Origin of the sequence: Pectobacterium nicotianae (assembly GCF_023272715.1) — a bacterium.
GTDB lineage: Bacteria > Pseudomonadota > Gammaproteobacteria > Enterobacterales > Enterobacteriaceae > Pectobacterium > Pectobacterium brasiliense.
In genome coordinates this window covers 2,485,998-2,504,367 of the sequence record NZ_CP096821.1, presented here as the reverse complement: position 1 = coordinate 2,504,367, position 18,370 = coordinate 2,485,998, and the positions used below count along the sequence as shown (strand labels likewise).

Genomic DNA, 18,370 nt, shown 5'->3' with positions numbered 1-18,370 from the left:
AATCTGGCAGATCGCTAACAGTGGCCTGAATGACACACTTCGATGAGTTTAGGTCAATTTGTCTCAAGCGGATTGTTTATCATCAGCTAGCTGAAATTCCTGCCTCAGAATGAGGCAGGAATAAGGGTAACCACTCGGTTGATTTACGCTTTCGACTGTATGCGATCGCGATACCGGTTTAGTTCTTCCAGTTTGGCCGATGCAGCCTGCTTACGTTTGAAGGCGATGTCCTCGATCTGGCTTGCCGAGGTAGTGAGATAGGATTTCAGTTCATCACCAGTCAGGTACGTGCCGCTCAATTTATTCAGCTTGCTCCAGCCGTCTTTGAAGTTATCCACAAACTTGGCTGACACGATGCCAACGGCCTGCCATTCAGCCGTTTGAGTGATGAAGAAATCATTCGTGTTCCGTTTGATGCGCTTCGTGAAACTTTTCGTCGGCTGATTCCGATCGAGCGCTTTCTGGAGCAGGTCTGACTGCTCGGTTGAACTTTCTACGACGCTCTGCATGAAATTCGCAAACGTTTTGAAGAAAAAAGAGATTTCGACAATAATTTCACGCATCCGCTTCAGCGCTTTGAGGCTCAGGCCCAAAGACTGGATCGCCAGTTGAATGGTTTCCTCTTCGGTTCGTTGTCCCTTTAGCAGGGCGTTGATTTTTACCAATTCCGCAGCTTGGGTACGTTTCTCTTTTTCATAAGCCTCGACCTTTTCCAGCATTTTCATCTGCATGTCGCGGAGACCCGTCGCCTGTTTTTCTTGTTTCTCTGCCATTCTTCCCATGTTATCGCCAAGGGATTCCAGCGCGGCATTTAAGGCTTTCAGCGCGGTTTCTGCCGCCGAAATCTTGCTGACCTTTTCTTTGATTTCCGCACTGTTGTCTTTGATTCTGTTATCGAGAGATTCCAGCTGTACCGCTTTCGCGTCTGCATCGATCTGTGCGTCCTCTTCAATTTTTTCCTTTTCGGCCGTCAGCTCCTGATTCTTCTTCTCCAGCTCAGCTTTTTCACGCTCAGCGGTCGTTTTTTCGGTACGTTTGTCAGCAATTTTTCCCTTAGTTTCTATTGCCTTCGCTGTTGTGTCGTTCTCTTCTGTCGCCGTTTCCGCATTGATCAACTGCCGTGCCGTAGAGTTGACTGAGGCGGCAACCAGCGATGCGCCTCCCGTGGCGACCCCTGTGATGCCAGCGGTAATTGCCGGAACCATGGATGAAATCATCTGTGCGCCGACGCTCACGATAGACATGATAAAAGCGCGATCCTCAGCCGTTTCTGCTTGCGATTTATATTCGTTCGCCATTTTTTCATACTTGGCGATATCGTTTTGCAGGTCTTGTACCAGGCTGTCCAGTTTTTCGCGTTGTGCGTTGTTCTCAGCAATTTCTTTTTCTATCTTTTCCTTATTTTTCAAACGCGCAGATAGCGCCAGCTCTCCCTGCTGTGTCGTCTTGGTGGTATCGTCAATAATGCTATCGTAGGTATTCGCGATCTTTGTCAAATCGGCACTGACTCGCTCAGCCCGTTTCTTGATTTCTTTGGCCAGATCCACTAAATCCTCGCCAATGAAATCTTGCAGGTCCTGAGGATTATTGCTGTCACGGGCCTCCGCCCAGTCACTGAACAGGGTGCGTAATAATTTGAGAATCCGTTCAGCATCCGTCGACGCGCCGCGCATTTTCTGTTCGCTTTCCTGCTGAGCCGCAATCAGGCGACTCATCAACTTATCAATTTCGACCCTGATCTTTCCTTCTTCCTGGGGCGTTGTGTTGTAGGCGATATAAAGCAAATCGATAGCGTTATCGGTGTCTTCCTTGGATCGGGAAACGTCATAGGTGCCCTCAATCCTCCTGATGTAATCCTCAACCAGAGGGTGGTTAACATCAGGCAACGCCACCTTATTACTGTCCAGAATTTCCTCGACTTGGGCGTCAATACGTTTATTGACATCGAACTCGATACTGATGATTTTATTTTCAGCAGCCATGTTTCTCTCCTCAGATTCAGCAAAAAGGTTAGTTTGTGCAGATACGCTCGCCACCCGGAAGTTGCAGGCCGTTTATGTCGAGCAATTCTTGAGACTTAAGCAGTAAAGCATTCAACGATTCAGATTCTTGGCGCAGGCGATTCACAACAAACCGCCGGTCTGAGGCTGGGTCGAGACCGTTAAGTTCCGCAATAGAGTCGGTAAACCTGGCGAGTAGGGTGGCGTTATCTTGTTTGAGCTTTCTGATCTCGGCTAATGAGACTTTGAGCATGCCGATCTTGTTTTCGACTGCCGCAATATCAGCGCTGTTTTGCTCAGACTTCATCTGGTTTTCATGTAACCGTACTTCAGCCTGATTATTTTCATTGCGTGCTGCCTCGTACCGTTCTTTGGCTGCGGAGGCCCGAATGTCGATTTCCTTCCTTGCGCCGTCCAGCCTGCGCAAATCCCCGTTCAGGCCCGTAATTTCTCCGGCAAAGTCACACATGAAACCCAAAAAACCAAACTGACGTTTGCAATTGTCAAGTTCAGCCTCTCTTGCATGAATTTGATGCTTGATTTCCTGCATCTGGTTTTCCAGATCATGCCGTTCCCTCGATGCCATTTCGAAACGGTTGGAAAACTCCTTAGCGGCAAATGCTGCATGCTCTAACTCGGTAGCTAATTTCTGTTTCTGGGCGTGCAGTTCACCCGCCGTTTCCTGTAATCCATTACTATTAGCCTGAAATTCTGCTTCCTTGTCGCTGTAGCACTGTCCTTTGATGGAGAGGGTTGCATCAATACGCTGCGCGTTAGTAATCTGCGCATTGAATGCTTCAATTTCGGATGGCGTCAGCGTTTGAGTTGCCGCTGACAGAGAAAGGGATGTAGCAAAAAATATGGTGAGAAAAGCAACCCAGAGATAGTTCAAGTGCCGCATGTTGGATTCTCCCTATTAATGTTACCCGTGAGGGGCCGTCATTCTACGGGCTACGGTAACAATAGGGCACATTGCTGCCTATACGGCATTTAGCCGTTTGGCGAATGTCATACGCGTGGAGGTAATATCTGAGAACATGATGTTATTTGTGCGCTGTGCCGTCTTCATGCACACTAGCTATCTTAACTGGCTATCTAAACCAACGTGCTGTTTCATCACTGAAAAGGACCATTCCATGCCCCATATTGATGTCAAACACTTCCCAAGGAATCTGTCTGAAGAAGAGAAAAAAGCCGTCGCAGAAGATCTTGCTGCGGTCCTGAAGAAGCATTTCGGTTCTTCCGACGAATCGCTTTCTGTCGCGTTGAACGAAATCCAGCCGGAGCGCTGGAAAGATGACGTTTACGACCCGTTCATCAAACCGCAGTTGGACACGTTGCCGAAAAAGCCAGGATATTCGTATTAATTTTCCCCGCATCCTGGCGTATTAATTGGCCTGCTCCGAGACGTTTTTCAATGTAGCGGAGCGGGTTGACCACCAACACAGCAGCGACCCCAGACTAACCATTGCCGCACCTTGCCAGAAGGCCACGGTTAACGTCGAGTTGAGAATAAATGCCGCAAGCGCAGCGGAAATGACGGGAATGAAATAAGACGCAGTCGCCAGAACGGTGACATTACCGTGCAGAATACCGATATTCCACGCCGCGTAACCAAACCCCATCGCGCCAGCGGCGAGAAGTAAACTGATAATAACGGGCGTACTGATAATAAATGCAGGTTGAGGAGCGAGCAGATATTTAACCCACAGCGTTAATGCCGTCAGGATAAAGAAGAGAGTAATACCGTTCGCGCCGTTAGCGATTTTCTTTGTCACCGCGCAGTAAATCGACCAGATAATTGCCCCGCAAAAAGCCAGCCCATAGCTTAATGGATTGCTATAGAGGTTATTCATAATACTGCTCAGGGATAACCCTTCATCACCACCTAATACCCAGCCAATCCCCGTGATGGCAAGCAACATGCCGGGGATAATAACCAGACTGGTTTTTTGCCGATTAACCAATACGGATAAAAGGATCGTCAGGCTCGGCCAGAGGTAATTAACCATGCCGACTTCTATTGCCTGCGTGCTGTTGTTGGCATAGCCGAGAGAGAGGGAGAGACACAGTTCATAGCAAACAAACAGAATACTGCCGGTGATGAGGTAGGGTACCGGGAAGGTTTTTATCTTAGGAAAACCCACCGTCATTAATAGCATCACCGAGCTTAACGTATAGATTATCGCCGCGCCGCCGACGGCGCCGAATCCTTCACTCACGCTCCGAATTAGCCCGACAATCGCGCTCCACAGCACGACCGCGATTAACCCTATTAGCGTTGCTTTTTGTGATGTCATTTATTCATCTATCCCAGAATTTCTATTTATTCCGTAGCCACGGCATCAGCGCGCCCGCGAAATAATACGGCCAGAAAGCCCGATATGATGAAGCATGATGCAGTGCGGATTCAACCGTTAATCATGCATTGTGAACGAGGAAATTCATCATAAAAAAAGCCGATAACCTGTTATTGTTATCGGCTTTTCACGATGCAGTAAAGCAGGGGAATTACGCGGTCAGCAGAGGCTGTGCCGTGCTTTCAACCAGATCCAGCAGAACTTTGACATCGTCCAGACTGACCGTTGGATTCAGCAACGTCAGTTTCAGGCAGGTAACACCGTTAAATTCGGTGACACCTACGTTGGCACGACCTGATTCCAGCAATGCATCGCCAATGCGTTGGTTAAGCAGTGCAATAGTCGCGTCATCCGCTGTCGCCAGCTGTTGCGGGCGGAAACGGAACAGAACGCTTGCCAGCTGTGGCTGCATCACCAATTCCAGCGAAGCATGCTCATCCACATACTGTGCAACCTGTTGTGCCAGCGTAACGCCGTGATCGATGATCGCCGCGTACTGCTGTTGGCCCAATGCTTCCAGACCCATCCACAGTTTCAGCGCATCAAAACGACGCGTCGTCTGCAATGATTTCGACACCAGATTAGGGACGCCCTGTGCTTCATCGAACTCAGAGTTCAGGTAAGCCGCCTGATAGCGCATCAGCTCATAGTGACGCGCTTCTTTCAGCAAGAAAGCGCCGCAGCTGATGGTCTGGAAGAATTGTTTGTGGAAATCCAACGTAATGGAATCCACCAATTCAATGCCGTCGAGATAATCGCGATACTTCTCGGACAGCAGCAGTGCGCCGCCCCAGGCTGCATCAACGTGTACCCAAATCTGATGCTCTGCCGCCAGTGTTGCAATCGCCCGTAAAGGATCAATCGCACCCGCGTCAGTGGTACCAGCTGTTGCCACAATCGCCAGAATCTGTTCGCCGTTAGCCTTGGCCAGCGCTACTTTCTCCGCTAAATCGTTCAGATCCATCCGCGCGAAGCGATCGGTTTTCACCAGCGTAACACATTGATAACCCAGACCCAGTAAAGCCATGTTCTTTTGCACCGAGAAATGGGCATTTTCAGAACAGAACACTTTAATTTTCTTCAGGTTACCAACCAACCCATCTTGCTGGATCGAATGTCCCTGACGGGCAAAGAAGGCATCACGCGCCAGCATCAGCCCCATCAGGTTACTCTGGGTGCCACCACTGGTGAACACGCCCGCATCGCCAGACTGATAGCCAACCTGAGTACGCAGCCATTCAATCAGCTTCATCTCGATGATGGTGGCTGACGGGCTTTGATCCCAAGAGTCCATGCTCTGGTTCGTGGCGTTAATCAAGACTTCCGCCGCCTGACTGACCACCAAACTCGGGCAGTGCAGGTGAGCGACGCACTGCGGGTGGTGCACCGACAGGCTGTCTTTCAAAAAGTACTCAATCGCACGCTCGATAGCGACCTGGTTACCCAGGCCTTGCGGATTAAAATCCAGCGTGATGCGTTCACGCAGTTCAGCAACGGTTTTGCCCTGATACATTTCAGGCTGTTGCAGCCACTGCATAACAGCTTGGCTACTCTGCGTAATCGCTTCCTGATAGGCTTCGATACTTTGTGCAGAAGAGGCCAAAATCGGGTTTAGTTCTGTTTCAACTTGCTTGGACATCGTGGTCATTCGCTCCACTCAGACTGGCTTCACGCCAGCAGACAGCAGGGCGTTTTCAAATTTATCCAGGAAGATTTCCAACTCAGCATTGCTGATCAGCAGGGAAGGCAGCAGACGCAGAACGCAACCATGACGGCCACCGCGCTCCAGAATCAAGCCCGTTTCAAAGCATTTTTTCTGCAACAGGGCAGACAGCTCGCCGTCAGCCGGGTAGCAACCCATGTGATCCTGTGCTTCGTGAGGCTTAACAATCTCAATCCCGATCATTAATCCCAGACCGCGAATGTGACCGATCACCGGATAACGTTTTTGCAGTTCAGCCAGTTTGGCTTTCAGCCATTCACCTTGCTCAGCGACTTTGTTTGCAACCTGATTGTCTTTGAGGTGCTTCAACGTCGTCAGGCCGGTTGCCATCGCCAGTTGGTTACCACGGAAGGTACCGGTATGGTGGCCCGGTGACCAGGCATCGAACTGCTTCTTGATACCCAGTACAGCTAATGGCAAGCCGCCACCTACTGCTTTAGACATCACGATGATATCTGGCTCAATGCCAGCGTGTTCAAAGGCAAAGAATTTACCCGTACGAGCAAAACCAGCCTGAACTTCGTCGATGATCAGCAGAATACCGTGTTCCTGCGTTACTTTACGGATGCGTTGCAGCCACTCGACAGGGGCCGGGTTAACGCCGCCTTCGCCCTGAACGGCTTCCAGAATGACCGCCGCAGGTTTGCGTACGCCACTCTCAACGTCGTTGATCAGGTTTTCAAAGTAGTAGGTCAATGCTTTAACGCCAGCTTCACCGCCAATACCCAGCGGGCAGCGGTACTGGTGCGGATAAGGCATAAACTGGACTTCTGGCATCATGCCGTCGACCGCTTCTTTCGGTGACAGGTTACCCGTTACCGACAGCGCGCCATGCGTCATGCCGTGGTAGCCACCGGAGAAGCTGATCACACCAGCACGACCGGTGTATTTTTTTGCCAGTTTCAGCGCAGCTTCAACAGCATCGGCACCAGAAGGGCCCGTAAACTGGAGGCAGTACTCTTTGCCTTGGCCAGGCAGTAAGGAAAGCAGATACTCGGAGAACTGATCTTTCAACGGCGTTGTCAGATCAAGTGTATGTAACGGCAAGCCGCTAGTAATGACACGTTGGATGCTTTGCAGCACGTCAGGATGGTTATGTCCAAGCGCCAGCGTTCCCGCTCCGGCCAGACAATCAAGATATTGATTATTCTCAACATCGGTGATCCACACGCCTTCGGCTTTCGCAATTGCCAGAGGCAATTTGCGTGGATAACTCCTCACGTTCGATTCAAATTCAGCTTGTCTTGCCAAATAGGTTTCATTGTTTCCGTTTAATGAATTCGCACCTAAACTGTCAATACGGACTTTATCCGTCATCATATCTCTCCTACAACCGTGAGCTCACAGGCAACCACAGTTGAATAAATGAATTAAACACGTAACGACTATAAGAAAAACGCGGCCAATATAGGTTTTTTCAGTCACCGACTCAATGATTTATTTCGTTTCGAAACTTTTATTTTTTCACATAAAAATCAACCGGTTGATTGCATTTCTACGAATCATGATGCCATGGCTATTTTACATGCTTATTAAATAAGCAAAAAAATCCTCCTGCCACTGGGAGAAAAACGAACAGGAAGATGGACAATCACACAGCAAACCTCTCGCCAAATACCCTATGCCAAGACCATTTTCTATTCATGAAAATCAAACAAAATACTTATTTATCATGATATTGCATGAAATTTTAGCGACACAGGTAAAAAGTCATATGCCGTTCCATCGCTGGTGAGTGCCCATATCGCATTTTATTATCGAACATGCCACAGCGGGCTGAACGATTCCTGTGGCATTTATCGACATTAACGATCAGAGACGGATGACGGAGGAAAGATGGCTATTTATATGACTCAACAGATGAATAATCCAAAAACCATTACTATCACGTACTACCGTAAGCAGAGCAGCGCGCATGTCAGCCACGACGAATCAGGGCGTTTTACGCAGGATGCGGTGGCGAACTATGCACAATTTAATAATCTCCGCCCAGAAGACGTTGTTCGGGGAAATTACAAGAGTGGGCAAGGCGTGCCAGTAGGCGGTAAGGTTTTTGAAATTTAAGAATTAAAAAGAAAGCCCGCTAAGTCTGTTATCAGGCCTTATGCGGGCTTATTTTCGTATAGCGCTAACTGCCCCAGCGGTTTCTGAGGTAATTAACCGCTTCCTGGGTCTGTGGTTGATTGAGATAGTTCTCTCTGAACAGAATCGTCCCGTTGATTTGCGGCAGAGACTCATTCAAGTCGAGCTGCTTTTTCAGCTCCGGCACGCCGCCATTTATCGTCCAGTCAGGCTCATTCTTTGAAGGTTCCCCCACTTTATACAGCGCAACGCCAATATAAAGGCGTGTGTTTGTGGGCTTCACCACATCCGCCCACCATTTTGCCAAGACATCATAACGCGCCGCGTCACGAGCGAAAGGCCAGTAGATCTGCGGGGCAATGTAATCCAGCAGCCCTTGTTGCACCCACAGACGGGTATCAGCATAAGCTTCATCGTAGGCGGCCGCGCCTCGCGTGTCGGAACCTGCCGCATCGTGTGACCGGTTGCGCCATACGCCTGCTGGGCTGACGCCAAATTCAACCTCGGGTTTCAACTGCTTGATTGTGCGCGACACCTGCTCAATCAACAGCTGTGTATTGTGCCGCCGCCAGTCTGCCTTTGAGCCAAATCCCTGACCCTGTTTTTTAAAGGTTTCACTATCGTTAAGCATCGAACCGGATGATTCGGCATAGAAGTAATCATCGAACTGCACACCATCAATAGGGTAACGCGCAACGACTTCGGCCACGATACTGGTGATCCAGCTACGTGCTTCTGAAATGCCCGGGTCGAGCACAAAGCGATCGCCTGCCGTGCGGATCCAGTCACGGTGCAATACAAATACGCTGGCTGGATTTTGCGACAAGGTGCGATTTAGCTCCGTCACAGTTGACGGCTTAGTGTTAACGGAGACGCGATAGGGATTAAACCAGGCATGGACTTTCATACCGCGCTTGTGCGCTTCATCCAGCATGAACTGTAGCGGATCGTAGCCCGGATCTTCACCAATCTTGCCCGTTAGCATATCTGACCAGGGCAATATCTTAGAAGGCCAGAGCGCGGTACCATCAGGCTTAACCTGAAAAAATACGGTATTGATACCGAGGCTTTTCAATTTATCCAGCTTGCCTGTCAGCGCTTCCTGCTGCTGAGTAATACGGAGCGCAGGGCTGCTGGCATTGACGGATGCTACCGGCGGCCAATCCAAGCGGGAAACGGTCGCCAGCCAAACACCACGCATGGGTTCCTTATTCTGCTGAGATTTCGCCGGAAGCGGCTGTTTAACCGGAGGAAGGGGGGTGACAAGCGAACTCGGTGGTTTAGACGCGCAACTGACAAGTAGAAGCGCAGCGGCAATCAGTACGACTGGCTTTTTCACGTTGGTTAGCTCTTATTTCTGCGACTATTAGCCCAGGGATCAACAGCGCTATCATCTGGTTTTACGGGAGCGGAGCCGTCCAGAGAATCAAGGTACAGTGCTTCAACTTCCGCACGCGCCCAGGGTGTCCGACGCAGAAACTTTAAACTGGATTTAACGCTTGGATCGCTTTTAAAGCAATTGATGTTGATCCGTTTACCCAACTCAGCCCAGCCAAAACGGGCAACCAGTGCATTGACTTGCATTTCAAGCGTGACGCCATGCAAAGGATCTTTAGAAGTATGAGCTGTCATGTAACGTCCAGTAGTTTCAGGTTTTTGTGTTCAGGATTCGGCTTGTAGCAAGGGAAGGTTACAAGAAAGCGGGGCGAGCGGCAATGCTATGCAGCCATGTGAATATGACAACGTTGGCACCAATACAAAGGATTACATCAGCAAAGTGCTAATATGAGCATCCTTAGTGATCATCAAGGAAAGGTAATTACTCATGGAAGTCGCTCAATGGTGGATCATGGCGATGAAGCTAGACCACTTTGAAAAAACCAGAAAGATCATATCTCTCCTTACACGCTAGACAATAATAAATAAGGGATTTTAATGCTATGTAAATCGACATCGGTGACTTTGCCTCTGCTTTCCCTTACCATCGCTTTTACCGCAGCAGAAGCGAGAAGGGTGGGTGCAACAACGTTAAGCTGCAGAAGATTTTGCATCTTCGCTGACTCTGCTTCTGCAAATCCGCCCGCCAAACCTGCACCTGCATTGTTGACAAGAATATCAATGAAAGGGCCGTTCTGAAGGCGCTGAACTACCTGTTCGAGTTGGACATTGTCTGTCAGATCGGCAGTGATCACCTCGATGTCAACGGCATGAGCGCTGCGCAATTCAGTAGCCAAGCTTTCGAGATGCTCAGTTGCGCGTGCAACCAGTACTAGGTTGTGACCACGTGCTGCGAGGCGGCGTGAGTATTCAGCACCGATGCCACTGGAAGCACCGGTAATAAGGGCTGTTGTCATATTTTACATTTCCTAATCATTATTCAATAATGAATATGTAAAAAAGAGAGTTAACATCACGATGAAAACCGTATTACCTGCACCGCTTAGCTGTTTAAAGTAAGCGGATATATCCTAAGCTTGAATCTATTGGTAAATAAATACTCACTTTGTACTTCAATAAGTAATAAAATTATTATTCATCATGAAATAGAATTATCAGCCACGAGACTTAAGGCTGAGCATCACATAATGCTCATAATGTCCCACGCCATTTTTCACAACCGGATCTTCTGAGGTTAGTTCACTGATATCCTGTTCATCGGCAATTTGAAACAGCGATACACCATAACCACCACTTTCATCAATGACAGGACCATGAGCAATGATAGTGCCACGATCCATCAGGCTATTAAGGTAAATACCATGCTGAGTCATCAATGGTTTCTCATGCTCAGTCATTGTTGACAGAAAGTCACTTCTTGGCGGGATAAATTTGCACAAATAAGATTTCATAATTCTCTCCTGGTACAGGATGTTTTTTAATATGAACAGGTGTTAATTAACACGGTCCAGAATCATCATAATCACCGCAGATTTAACCCGGAATATGATAAGGGCACATTCATCACACAGAGTTATTTAAACAGGCATTATCTCAATGCATGAATGTAAAACTTCTCCGTGTCAGCTCAGAAAAATATGTGAATGCTGATCACCCAGCACTCTTCACGCTCTTAATAATTGAACTTTCAAACACGCCAGGCGCATACTGTTGCAGGAAAAGAATCATCCCCGTCATCTTGCCAACCGGATTACTGAATTTTGGTTTTTTTGCTTCAATGAGATTACCGATAGTTCTCACTACGGCTTCCGGAGATTCGGCGTCCTCAATTCCTTTTTGCGTAGCGGCATTGGCCTGAAGACGATAAGAATCATAATCCTCAATACGTTCTCCGGTGGCTGCGACGGCATTATGGCCAAGATTCGTTTTAAACCATACCGGTTCGACCATACTCACGCTGATGTTGAAATGATCAAGTTCAAAACGCAGTGATTTGAAGTAGCCTTGTACTGCATGTTTTGACGCGGTGTAGTAGGAGAGGTTGGGTGGCCCTATCAGGCCGACAATCGAACTGACCGTGATAATTTGCCCATGTTTTTGTTCCCTGAATAAAGGGAGAAGAGCATTCGTTACCCGCACAGTTCCCCAAAAATTGGTTTCGAACTGCTTCCTGCCCAAATCGATCGATGTTTCTTCAGCCAGGCCCGTCACCATATAGCCAGCATTATTGATAAGTACGTCTAAACGGCCGACTTCACTTATCACATTTTGTCTGAAAGCGGCAACGGAGTCCTCATTGTCAATGTCAAGTTTCAGCAATTTGAATGGGACATTGTGTTGGTGCTTCTCGGGTTCACGGCTGGTACCAATGACTGTATGCCCGATTTTTTGCAGACTTTTGGCAACGAGCAATCCAAAACCTGAGGATGCTCCCGTGATGATGATCGTTTTTTTCATGCTGTTGTATCCTGTGAAGCACCGCTAACAAGCGATTTTTATGAAACCTAATGCACTTAGCTGACAACAACCGACGCTGCTATTACCCGCAACTGCAAATCAATAAGCAGTGCTGCTGGCGTGTCAGAAAAGAGGCCCTTGTCTATCATCGGATGCGTTGTTACTGACAATAACTCTGACTGGTCGACGGGGGTTTTTCCGGGAAATCCAGGCGACTTTTGGATGAGGGTCACATCTAAAAGCGACGTCATACGCATCCAATATTCGATTGACGGGGAAAATTGGCCTCTGCTCAGGTTGTGCAGATGGCCGGGGGCAGGGAAAAAATTCATTGGTGTGATGTGCTGTTCTCCTAAAAGAAAGGGTTTAAGCGCCGAGTTTACCGACATTTTATTGACTCCTCCGCTCGATAGGGAACTTCACGACCTTTCATAGTAGGCACAGCTGGCGTGTGATGCGCTGCAGATGGCGCACTGTGGCGGTATCTGCCCGGAACAGTTTGAAAATCAGCCCCTCGCTTAGCGTCGTGTTCCACATTACACGGGTAAGATCAAAGTACGACGTGGGCAAGTTGAGAAGTTGAGATTTTACCGCAAGGTCTAGCGTGGCCTTCGCAGTAGGACAGATAAACGGATATTTTGGATCCCAGGTTAATACAGGATTCATATTATAGGGGCGTAGAACCTGTAGATTTATCGCAACGTGGATGTGGCTTATGAATTTATTTACCATTACAGGACATTTAACATAATATACATTATGCGAACCTGTAGAGGTTAACGCAGGAACTGGCCGTTCAACTGAGCAAATCCCCACATCCGCAAAACACTTTTTCTGGCATCAGTTATCATCCTGACGTTATGCTAAAGAGGCCACTGCGGGAGAGATTTTCACAGCGGCCTTTTCAACATAACGAGTCGTAAATTATGCGAACAAATAACGGAATGGCGGGAACGCCAGTTCCCGCCTCTGTCATTTGGTCATTATGACTTCATATCTTCCATTGTGTCGTAGAGATAATGCCCCTTCGCATACTCATAAAACTTCGGACGATCAGTGATGATGGTCACATCATTGTCTGATTTATAGTCATCACCAATGAGTTTAAGGATGTCAAAATTATCCTGAGTAGCCCTTTTATCCAATTGATAATAAAGGATGTGTTCCATTTCATGAGGACTAGGGTCGGTAAAGTTGATTGCTTTATGATCGCTAAATGTCATTTGATTCCTCCAGAGAAAAATGCGGATAATCCCGCGCTAAAGATATGGGGATTAGTTTGAAGATCTCAAGGCAAAAAACATTATGTAATCCGCCAAGGAGAAACGCTGCCGCGCCGAATCAGCCACAAAGCAAAAAATAAACCAGGGAATATAATTTCCTTTTTTATCAACGCAATGCTTTATCCATATAATGGTTAAGTTATTCACTATGCTTACGTGCTGGGGATTCTCCATTCTAGTCAGGCAGCAATTTTCCACGCCGCAACAAACGTGCGGCATTTTTGAATTCAGCACTGTCAGTCGAAAAATTAACAACTGAACTCAGCGGCAAACCCCACAGCATAGCCATTTCTAGCAAACGAGTTAGAAGTAACAGACTTGCTTAATAATTGGCACTTCTGTGATGTTAATTAGTCGCTCACATCGACAGGATTACACCCCTGCCGATTTTTGTCAGATATCGAAATAAGAACTTACTTCAGAAGTATATTGGCTACATTGAATTTACTAAGAAAAGAAAAACCAAGCTGTATTAATAAGCCCGTTATCTACCTCAAAGACGGCAACACTTTCTATAGGTTCTGCCGCAAGCCCATGTATCAATTCATGGTCAAATACCTTATTGCCTAACACGGTACGAGATACCAATTCTGCTCTCAGTTTTGGGTTGTTGAATCGGTTATTCACGTAAAATTCTCTCAGCGCTTCTTTTCCTACCATCGACGGCGTTTCTGCTGGCATACGGTACGCTTTGAAATCAGGTGCAAAACATGACACGAATGCATCGATATCATGTTCGTTATAAGCCTTAAACTGTGCCGCTACGGCCGATTCTGGTGACATGTTTTCTCCCTACTATGTGTTTTTCTACTGTGTCTGAATAAATAATTTGTGTGCCAATTATCAAGAAATCAGGAAGGCTCGCGGTACGATTTATCTGGGCCTCAGAGCGTTTTCCTCTACAATGTACTTTCCAGCCCGCTTATCAGGTTCATTCCCATGCAAAGATTGACTCAGAAAGACATGACCGAAAGTGAACAACGTCAGCTTAAGACGTTACTCGATCAGGCACGAAAAAAACAGGGCCGCACGCTGACCAATTCTGAGAGTAATCATATTAAAGATGATTACATCGATAAGCTTATGAAGGAACGTGAAACCGTAGCAAAACAGGCGAAGGCTGAGAAGAAGAAAAATAAGTTTAAACCTGATTCCTCAGCAACATATGAATGGTCAGCCAGTACAAACCTACGGGGCCGCCGCTAGCATTTACGTCAATGGTCGCGGTGTCCCAGGCTTGACGCTATTTACCGAAAAAGATGCCGAACAGCCGCAGTTCGCACGCTCTGGCTTAACGCTTCCAGCGATGCAGAACGGATATTCCAACGGTGCCAGTACAGACGAATATCGATAGGATTTCCGGCTTGAAACGGTACTAATTCGCCTTTTTCCGTATGAGATGATGCCATATGTTCTGGGATCATCCCCCACCCTAGCCCTCTGAGAATGGCACCGACAAAAGCCGCCGTTGAAGGAACGAATTGCTGCGGCGGTTTAATCGTTGCCGGAACCAACGATGCTATAAATAAAGACTGTAATCTGTCCTTATTGTTAAATATCAGGAGCGGCGCTTTTTGCAAACTGTCCGCATTGATGCCATCCGCAAAGTACGTCTCGTGAAAAATCTGTGAGCAATACGCGCGGTAACGCATCGTTCCTAAATATTCTACGCCACAGCCTTGAATCGGTTCCGGGCTAGCGCTAACTGCCGCCATGACGCGACCTTCACGCAGCAAGGTTGCCGAGTGCTCCTGATCCTCGACGAGGATATCGAGCAAAATACTGGATTGGTGACAGGCATCGTCCATCGCATCCAGAAACCATCCGTCTATTGAATCCGCATTCACAGCCACTGAAAGACTCTGTCTGGCCGGCATTTCAAGCGTGCTGAAAAGCTCACTCTCCAACATATCTATCTGTTCTGCATGTCGAAGTAACGCTTGCCCTGTCAGCGTTGCCCGACACGGATTGCCCCTTACGATCAGTACCTGACCAAGCTGATCTTCTAACTGCTTGATACGCTGGCTGATAGCAGACGGTGTGACGTGGAGTTTACGAGCCGCAATTTCAAAGCTGCCGCTACGGACAATCTCCATGAACGCTCTCAAACAGGGGTAATTCAGGTGCATGGTTATTTTTTCTTAACAATATCAGGATGATTTAATTTGCCTTAATTAAAGGTTCGATACAACTTTCACAACGTGACGAATGCCATATGCGATGTTGAAGAAAACTCAGGGGGATGTGGAGCAAAAATTACGGAAGGATTGAAGATGTCACCCAGCAACCGTTAGGCTGCCGAGTGACGGTGTCACTTTTATTTTAACAACGCACGAGGTGACACGTGCTGCTGTTCTAAACGAAAATGCTCTATCGCCTGCGCTAACGACATGGACTGATCTTCCAGCGAACTAGCGGCAGCCGACATTTGCTGTACCAGCGCGGAGTTTTGCTGCGTGACGCCATCCATTTCATTGACGGCAATCGTGACCTGGCTAATGCCTTTCGCCTGCTCATCCGATGCCGTGACAATCTCACCGATGATACTTTGTACCGAGCTGACGGCGTGTGTCATATCCTGCATGGTTTTACCGGCATCGTTCACCAGTTTAACGCCGCTTTCAACGCGCTGGCTGGATTCCTCAATCAGTGCGGCAATCTCTTTCACCGCGCTGGCGCTGCGCTGTGCCAGGCTGCGAACTTCCGATGCCACAACGGCGAATCCTCTTCCCTGCTCGCCCGCTCTCGCCGCTTCTACCGCGGCGTTCAGCGCCAGAATGTTGGTCTGGAAAGCGATGCTGTTAATCATGGCGGTAATATCGCCAATCTTCTTCGCACTCTCATCAATCTGCGCCATCGTCTGAACCACCTGACTGACCAGCGATTCGCCGCGCTGAGCAATCTTCGTGGCATTCTCTGTCAGCGTCGTGGCCTGATGAGCATTGTTGGCATTGTGTTTCACCGTAGCGGTGATCTCCTCCATACTCGCCGCGGTTTGTTCCAGCGCAGCAGCCTGCTGCTCCGTACGCGATGCCAGGTTGAGGTTACCGCTGGCTATTTCCGCCGCGCCTTGTCGCACGGAATCACTGGCGTCTTTGATCTGTCCGACCACCTGACGCAGCTGTGACTGCATCGTACTCAGCGCGAAGAATAGGCTGTTACGATCGTTGGGTTGCACGTCAATCACATTACTCAGTCGACCTTCTGCAACAGCCAGCGCAATGGTGGCCGCTTCGCGTGGTTCGCCACCCAGTGGTTTAAGCACTTTACGGCTGAATACCCAGCCCAGCAGCGCGCTCACCAACAGGATACTGATCACCATCATGATGACGGCATTCATTAACTGACGTTCAGACGCCGCCATCACCTGGCTCACAGGGACAACAATGGCCAAATGCCATTTATCTGTGCTGTTGCCGATAGCAATGGGTTGCCAGGTAACCAGCGCTTCTTCACCCAAAATGGCATCGTCGTGTTGTACCACTGAGGACGTGAAGTTGTCCGTCGGCCCTTGCCAGGCTTTGCTCGTCTGGGATTTATCCGGATAAGAGATGACTTTACTCTCACTGGATAGCAGCATCGCGTAGCCGCCGCCTTCCCAAGGCTTAATCTGGTTAACTTTTTGCTGTAATGACGCAAGGGAGATGTCTGACGTAACGACGCCCCACAGTTTACCCTGGCTGACAATCGGTGCGGCGACTGACGTCAGTAGCGTAGGTACGCCGTTGTAAGCATAGGAGTAGGGTTCGATGAGCGTATCTTTCTGGCTCTTTTGCGGCAACAGGTAGTAATCGCCCTGGCCGGGAGTCAGGTAGGACTGCAGAGGGTGCATCTTGTAATTGCCAGCCTGATCGCGGTCGACAAACCAGGCGTAGCGGCCTTTAGGTGCCTGACCCGGCTGATCGGCAAACTCGGCGTCACGACCGTCAAACACATTCTCTTCAAAAATGACTGAAATCGAGAGGTATTCTGGGTTATCCCTCAGGGCATATTCCATCATTTTATCGACCACTGCGCGGTCTTTAATGCCTGCAGCGGGCAACGCAGCCAGCCCTTGTCCGAGGTTATGCGCCACATCCCGGGCGTAGTTGAGTTCCTGTTGAATTCTTAATGCTTCGCTTTGGGCTATCTGCTGTAAATAGCGCTCGGCCAGAGATTTTTGTTCTTTACTAGACTGCCAGCTGAGCACCCCTATGGTGACAGCGAAACCGAGTGCGATAGTTAATGCGCCAGTTAGCAGCACTTGAGCGCGGGTACTCATTGTTTTTTTTTGTATTAATTGTTTGGCCATTATGGCTCCCCTAGAGTTGATACTTATCGTAATCAACATTCCGTTGCAATGAGCTCCTACTATTTGTTTATCGGCGTCTTTTTTTTGAACTTTAGTTACACAGATGTAAACAAAATGGTGACATTGGGGGCCTGTGGTCGTTGAGGTGTACTTGCCCTATTTCATCGGGTTAATGGCGGTCTGATGAGGGTTCGGCTCCAGGTTTTTGTGCATGTTAAAACCGGTGATTTGGAAGCCATTTTTTTCATATAACGTCTTGGCAACCGGATTATGTGCAGCCACTCTTAGCCCGATTTCGCCAATACCTAATGCCGTGAGCGCGATGTCCATCGCGGCAAGCGAGGCTTTACCGAAACCACGGCCCCGCCACGCGGGCAGAAGGCAAAAATCAGAGACCCAGGCTGCGTGTTCTTTCAGAACTACCCACAAGTAGCCAATGATGACGCCTGAATTATCTGAGGAATGAATGCACCATAACTTATTAGCTCTCGTGTGAACGCCCTGCGGTAGCGCAATATCGATCGATTGCGTGGCGATCGCCCTCGCCTTTTCCGCGTCATATCCCCGGGATTCTTGTAGATCCTGAGCATATTCAAGAATAAAAAACTGGCGATATTCGGGGTAACCCCTCTCAGCCATATCCGTTATATTTACCATTGTGTTCACTTTCCCAGTTAAGAGTAACGGCCAGTCTCGCAACCGTGATTTATCACATCACTTATAATCAACGTAATCAATAGCGTGGAACAGATTGCGCGGTTCCGGTAACACGAAAC

19 protein-coding genes and 1 pseudogene are annotated in these 18,370 nt (G+C 48.4%); 5 read left to right on the top strand and 15 right to left on the bottom strand.

Translation table 11 applies throughout. From position 1 onward, the window contains the following. Positions 1-143: 143 nt before the first annotated feature. Both MYB54_RS11265 and MYB54_RS11260 read right to left on the bottom strand, forming a co-directional pair. Positions 144-1,982, bottom strand: a complete 1,839-nt coding sequence (locus MYB54_RS11265; protein ID WP_248720793.1) for a coiled-coil domain-containing protein — start codon at positions 1,980-1,982, stop codon at positions 144-146. A gap of 28 nt (positions 1,983-2,010) precedes the next feature. Then, positions 2,011-2,901, bottom strand: coding sequence for a hypothetical protein (locus tag MYB54_RS11260; RefSeq protein ID WP_248720792.1), 891 nt, complete (start codon positions 2,899-2,901; stop codon positions 2,011-2,013). 235 nt (positions 2,902-3,136) lie between these two features. Here MYB54_RS11260 and pptA point away from each other — a divergent pair, with 235 nt between their 5' ends. Further along, a complete protein-coding gene (gene pptA, locus MYB54_RS11255) occupies positions 3,137-3,367 on the top strand; it encodes a tautomerase PptA (protein WP_014915392.1) in 231 nt (76 codons plus the stop codon). Between the two features lie 21 nt (positions 3,368-3,388). Here the strand turns inward: pptA and yddG are convergent, their stop codons facing one another. The 3 genes from yddG to MYB54_RS11240 all read right to left on the bottom strand — a co-directional run bounded on the left by yddG (position 3,389) and on the right by MYB54_RS11240 (position 7,403). After that, positions 3,389-4,300, bottom strand: coding sequence for an aromatic amino acid DMT transporter YddG (gene yddG / locus MYB54_RS11250; RefSeq protein WP_248720791.1), 912 nt, complete (start codon positions 4,298-4,300; stop codon positions 3,389-3,391). Between the two features lie 211 nt (positions 4,301-4,511). Then, positions 4,512-6,008 carry a pyridoxal phosphate-dependent decarboxylase family protein gene (locus tag MYB54_RS11245; protein ID WP_205595137.1) on the bottom strand — a complete coding sequence of 499 codons (1,497 nt, stop codon included), beginning with the start codon at positions 6,006-6,008 and terminating at the stop codon, positions 4,512-4,514. 9 nt (positions 6,009-6,017) lie between these two features. Then, on the bottom strand, positions 6,018-7,403 hold the full coding sequence (locus tag MYB54_RS11240; protein WP_248720790.1) for a diaminobutyrate--2-oxoglutarate transaminase: 1,386 nt from the start codon (positions 7,401-7,403) through the stop codon (positions 6,018-6,020). Between the two features lie 516 nt (positions 7,404-7,919). Between MYB54_RS11240 and MYB54_RS11235 the strand changes: the two genes are divergently transcribed. Next, positions 7,920-8,147 carry a hypothetical protein gene (locus MYB54_RS11235; RefSeq protein ID WP_248720789.1) on the top strand — a complete coding sequence of 76 codons (228 nt, stop codon included), beginning with the start codon at positions 7,920-7,922 and terminating at the stop codon, positions 8,145-8,147. A gap of 64 nt (positions 8,148-8,211) precedes the next feature. Here MYB54_RS11235 and MYB54_RS11230 read toward each other — a convergent pair whose 3' ends face one another. Further along, the gene (locus MYB54_RS11230) at positions 8,212-9,504 is read right to left on the bottom strand and encodes a glycoside hydrolase family 10-like protein (protein ID WP_248720788.1); all 1,293 of its coding nucleotides are present in this window, start codon (positions 9,502-9,504) and stop codon (positions 8,212-8,214) included. A gap of 5 nt (positions 9,505-9,509) precedes the next feature. After that, positions 9,510-9,797 carry a VF530 family protein gene (locus tag MYB54_RS11225; RefSeq protein WP_014915398.1) on the bottom strand — a complete coding sequence of 96 codons (288 nt, stop codon included), beginning with the start codon at positions 9,795-9,797 and terminating at the stop codon, positions 9,510-9,512. A 187-nt stretch (positions 9,798-9,984) separates the two neighbouring features. Here MYB54_RS11225 and MYB54_RS22090 point away from each other — a divergent pair. Next, positions 9,985-10,077 (top strand): annotated as a pseudogene (locus tag MYB54_RS22090) (DUF6500 family protein); the annotation flags it as partial. Here MYB54_RS22090 and MYB54_RS11215 read toward each other — a convergent pair. The 3 genes from MYB54_RS11215 to MYB54_RS11205 all read right to left on the bottom strand — a co-directional run bounded on the left by MYB54_RS11215 (position 10,067) and on the right by MYB54_RS11205 (position 12,020). Beyond that, positions 10,067-10,519 carry an SDR family NAD(P)-dependent oxidoreductase gene (locus tag MYB54_RS11215; RefSeq protein ID WP_248720787.1) on the bottom strand — a complete coding sequence of 151 codons (453 nt, stop codon included), beginning with the start codon at positions 10,517-10,519 and terminating at the stop codon, positions 10,067-10,069. The pseudogene MYB54_RS22090 and the gene MYB54_RS11215 sit on opposite strands and share 11 nt — an antisense overlap. 198 nt (positions 10,520-10,717) lie before the next feature. Next, on the bottom strand, positions 10,718-11,014 hold the full coding sequence (locus MYB54_RS11210) for a YciI family protein (RefSeq protein ID WP_248720786.1): 297 nt from the start codon (positions 11,012-11,014) through the stop codon (positions 10,718-10,720). A 199-nt stretch (positions 11,015-11,213) separates the two neighbouring features. After that, entirely contained in the window at positions 11,214-12,020 is an 807-nt protein-coding gene (locus MYB54_RS11205; RefSeq protein ID WP_180788745.1) for an SDR family oxidoreductase, read from the bottom strand. 120 nt (positions 12,021-12,140) lie between these two features. On the opposite strand from MYB54_RS11205, the gene MYB54_RS11200 reads away from it, so the two are divergent. After that, positions 12,141-12,455, top strand: coding sequence for a DUF1349 domain-containing protein (locus MYB54_RS11200; RefSeq protein WP_248720785.1), 315 nt, complete (start codon positions 12,141-12,143; stop codon positions 12,453-12,455). Positions 12,456-13,003: 548 nt separating this feature from the next. Here the strand turns inward: MYB54_RS11200 and MYB54_RS11195 are convergent. Both MYB54_RS11195 and MYB54_RS11190 read right to left on the bottom strand, forming a co-directional pair. After that, entirely contained in the window at positions 13,004-13,243 is a 240-nt protein-coding gene (locus tag MYB54_RS11195; RefSeq protein ID WP_014915401.1) for a hypothetical protein, read from the bottom strand. A gap of 507 nt (positions 13,244-13,750) precedes the next feature. Beyond that, a complete protein-coding gene (locus MYB54_RS11190; protein WP_014915402.1) occupies positions 13,751-14,086 on the bottom strand; it encodes a nuclear transport factor 2 family protein in 336 nt (111 codons plus the stop codon). 156 nt (positions 14,087-14,242) lie between these two features. Here MYB54_RS11190 and MYB54_RS11185 point away from each other — a divergent pair, with 156 nt between their 5' ends. Further along, the gene (locus MYB54_RS11185; protein ID WP_039314991.1) at positions 14,243-14,509 is read left to right on the top strand and encodes a YjbD family protein; all 267 of its coding nucleotides are present in this window, start codon (positions 14,243-14,245) and stop codon (positions 14,507-14,509) included. A 41-nt stretch (positions 14,510-14,550) separates the two neighbouring features. Here the strand turns inward: MYB54_RS11185 and MYB54_RS11180 are convergent, their stop codons facing one another. The 3 genes from MYB54_RS11180 to MYB54_RS11170 all read right to left on the bottom strand — a co-directional run bounded on the left by MYB54_RS11180 (position 14,551) and on the right by MYB54_RS11170 (position 18,251). Continuing rightward, positions 14,551-15,399: an HTH-type transcriptional regulator ArgP gene (locus tag MYB54_RS11180; RefSeq protein ID WP_014915404.1), complete on the bottom strand. Its 849-nt coding sequence runs from the start codon at positions 15,397-15,399 to the stop codon at positions 14,551-14,553. A 221-nt stretch (positions 15,400-15,620) separates the two neighbouring features. After that, a complete protein-coding gene (locus MYB54_RS11175; protein ID WP_100016896.1) occupies positions 15,621-17,594 on the bottom strand; it encodes a methyl-accepting chemotaxis protein in 1,974 nt (657 codons plus the stop codon). Between the two features lie 156 nt (positions 17,595-17,750). Continuing rightward, positions 17,751-18,251 (bottom strand): GNAT family N-acetyltransferase, encoded by a 501-nt coding sequence (locus MYB54_RS11170; RefSeq protein WP_248720784.1) that lies wholly within the window; start codon positions 18,249-18,251, stop codon positions 17,751-17,753. Positions 18,252-18,370: the final 119 nt, after the last annotated feature.

Excerpts from the sequence above, each read along its gene's own strand:
- MYB54_RS11185 (WP_039314991.1), top strand. The coding sequence starts at position 14,243 with ATGCAAAGATTGACTCAGAAAGACATGACCGAAAGTGAACAACGTCAG.
- pptA (WP_014915392.1), top strand. The coding sequence starts at position 3,137 with ATGCCCCATATTGATGTCAAACACTTCCCAAGGAATCTGTCTGAAGAA.
- MYB54_RS11235 (WP_248720789.1), top strand. The coding sequence starts at position 7,920 with ATGGCTATTTATATGACTCAACAGATGAATAATCCAAAAACCATTACT.
- MYB54_RS11190 (WP_014915402.1), bottom strand. The coding sequence starts at position 14,086 with ATGTCACCAGAATCGGCCGTAGCGGCACAGTTTAAGGCTTATAACGAA.
- MYB54_RS11245 (WP_205595137.1), bottom strand. The coding sequence starts at position 6,008 with ATGACCACGATGTCCAAGCAAGTTGAAACAGAACTAAACCCGATTTTG.
- MYB54_RS11210 (WP_248720786.1), bottom strand. The coding sequence starts at position 11,014 with ATGAAATCTTATTTGTGCAAATTTATCCCGCCAAGAAGTGACTTTCTG.
- MYB54_RS11205 (WP_180788745.1), bottom strand. The coding sequence starts at position 12,020 with ATGAAAAAAACGATCATCATCACGGGAGCATCCTCAGGTTTTGGATTG.
- MYB54_RS11260 (WP_248720792.1), bottom strand. The coding sequence starts at position 2,901 with ATGCGGCACTTGAACTATCTCTGGGTTGCTTTTCTCACCATATTTTTT.
- MYB54_RS11225 (WP_014915398.1), bottom strand. The coding sequence starts at position 9,797 with ATGACAGCTCATACTTCTAAAGATCCTTTGCATGGCGTCACGCTTGAA.
- MYB54_RS11180 (WP_014915404.1), bottom strand. The coding sequence starts at position 15,399 with ATGGAGATTGTCCGTAGCGGCAGCTTTGAAATTGCGGCTCGTAAACTC.
- MYB54_RS11175 (WP_100016896.1), bottom strand. The coding sequence starts at position 17,594 with ATGGCCAAACAATTAATACAAAAAAAAACAATGAGTACCCGCGCTCAA.
- MYB54_RS11170 (WP_248720784.1), bottom strand. The coding sequence starts at position 18,251 with ATGGTAAATATAACGGATATGGCTGAGAGGGGTTACCCCGAATATCGC.
- yddG (WP_248720791.1), bottom strand. The coding sequence starts at position 4,300 with ATGACATCACAAAAAGCAACGCTAATAGGGTTAATCGCGGTCGTGCTG.
- MYB54_RS11265 (WP_248720793.1), bottom strand. The coding sequence starts at position 1,982 with ATGGCTGCTGAAAATAAAATCATCAGTATCGAGTTCGATGTCAATAAA.
- MYB54_RS11195 (WP_014915401.1), bottom strand. The coding sequence starts at position 13,243 with ATGACATTTAGCGATCATAAAGCAATCAACTTTACCGACCCTAGTCCT.
- MYB54_RS11215 (WP_248720787.1), bottom strand. The coding sequence starts at position 10,519 with ATGACAACAGCCCTTATTACCGGTGCTTCCAGTGGCATCGGTGCTGAA.
- MYB54_RS11240 (WP_248720790.1), bottom strand. The coding sequence starts at position 7,403 with ATGATGACGGATAAAGTCCGTATTGACAGTTTAGGTGCGAATTCATTA.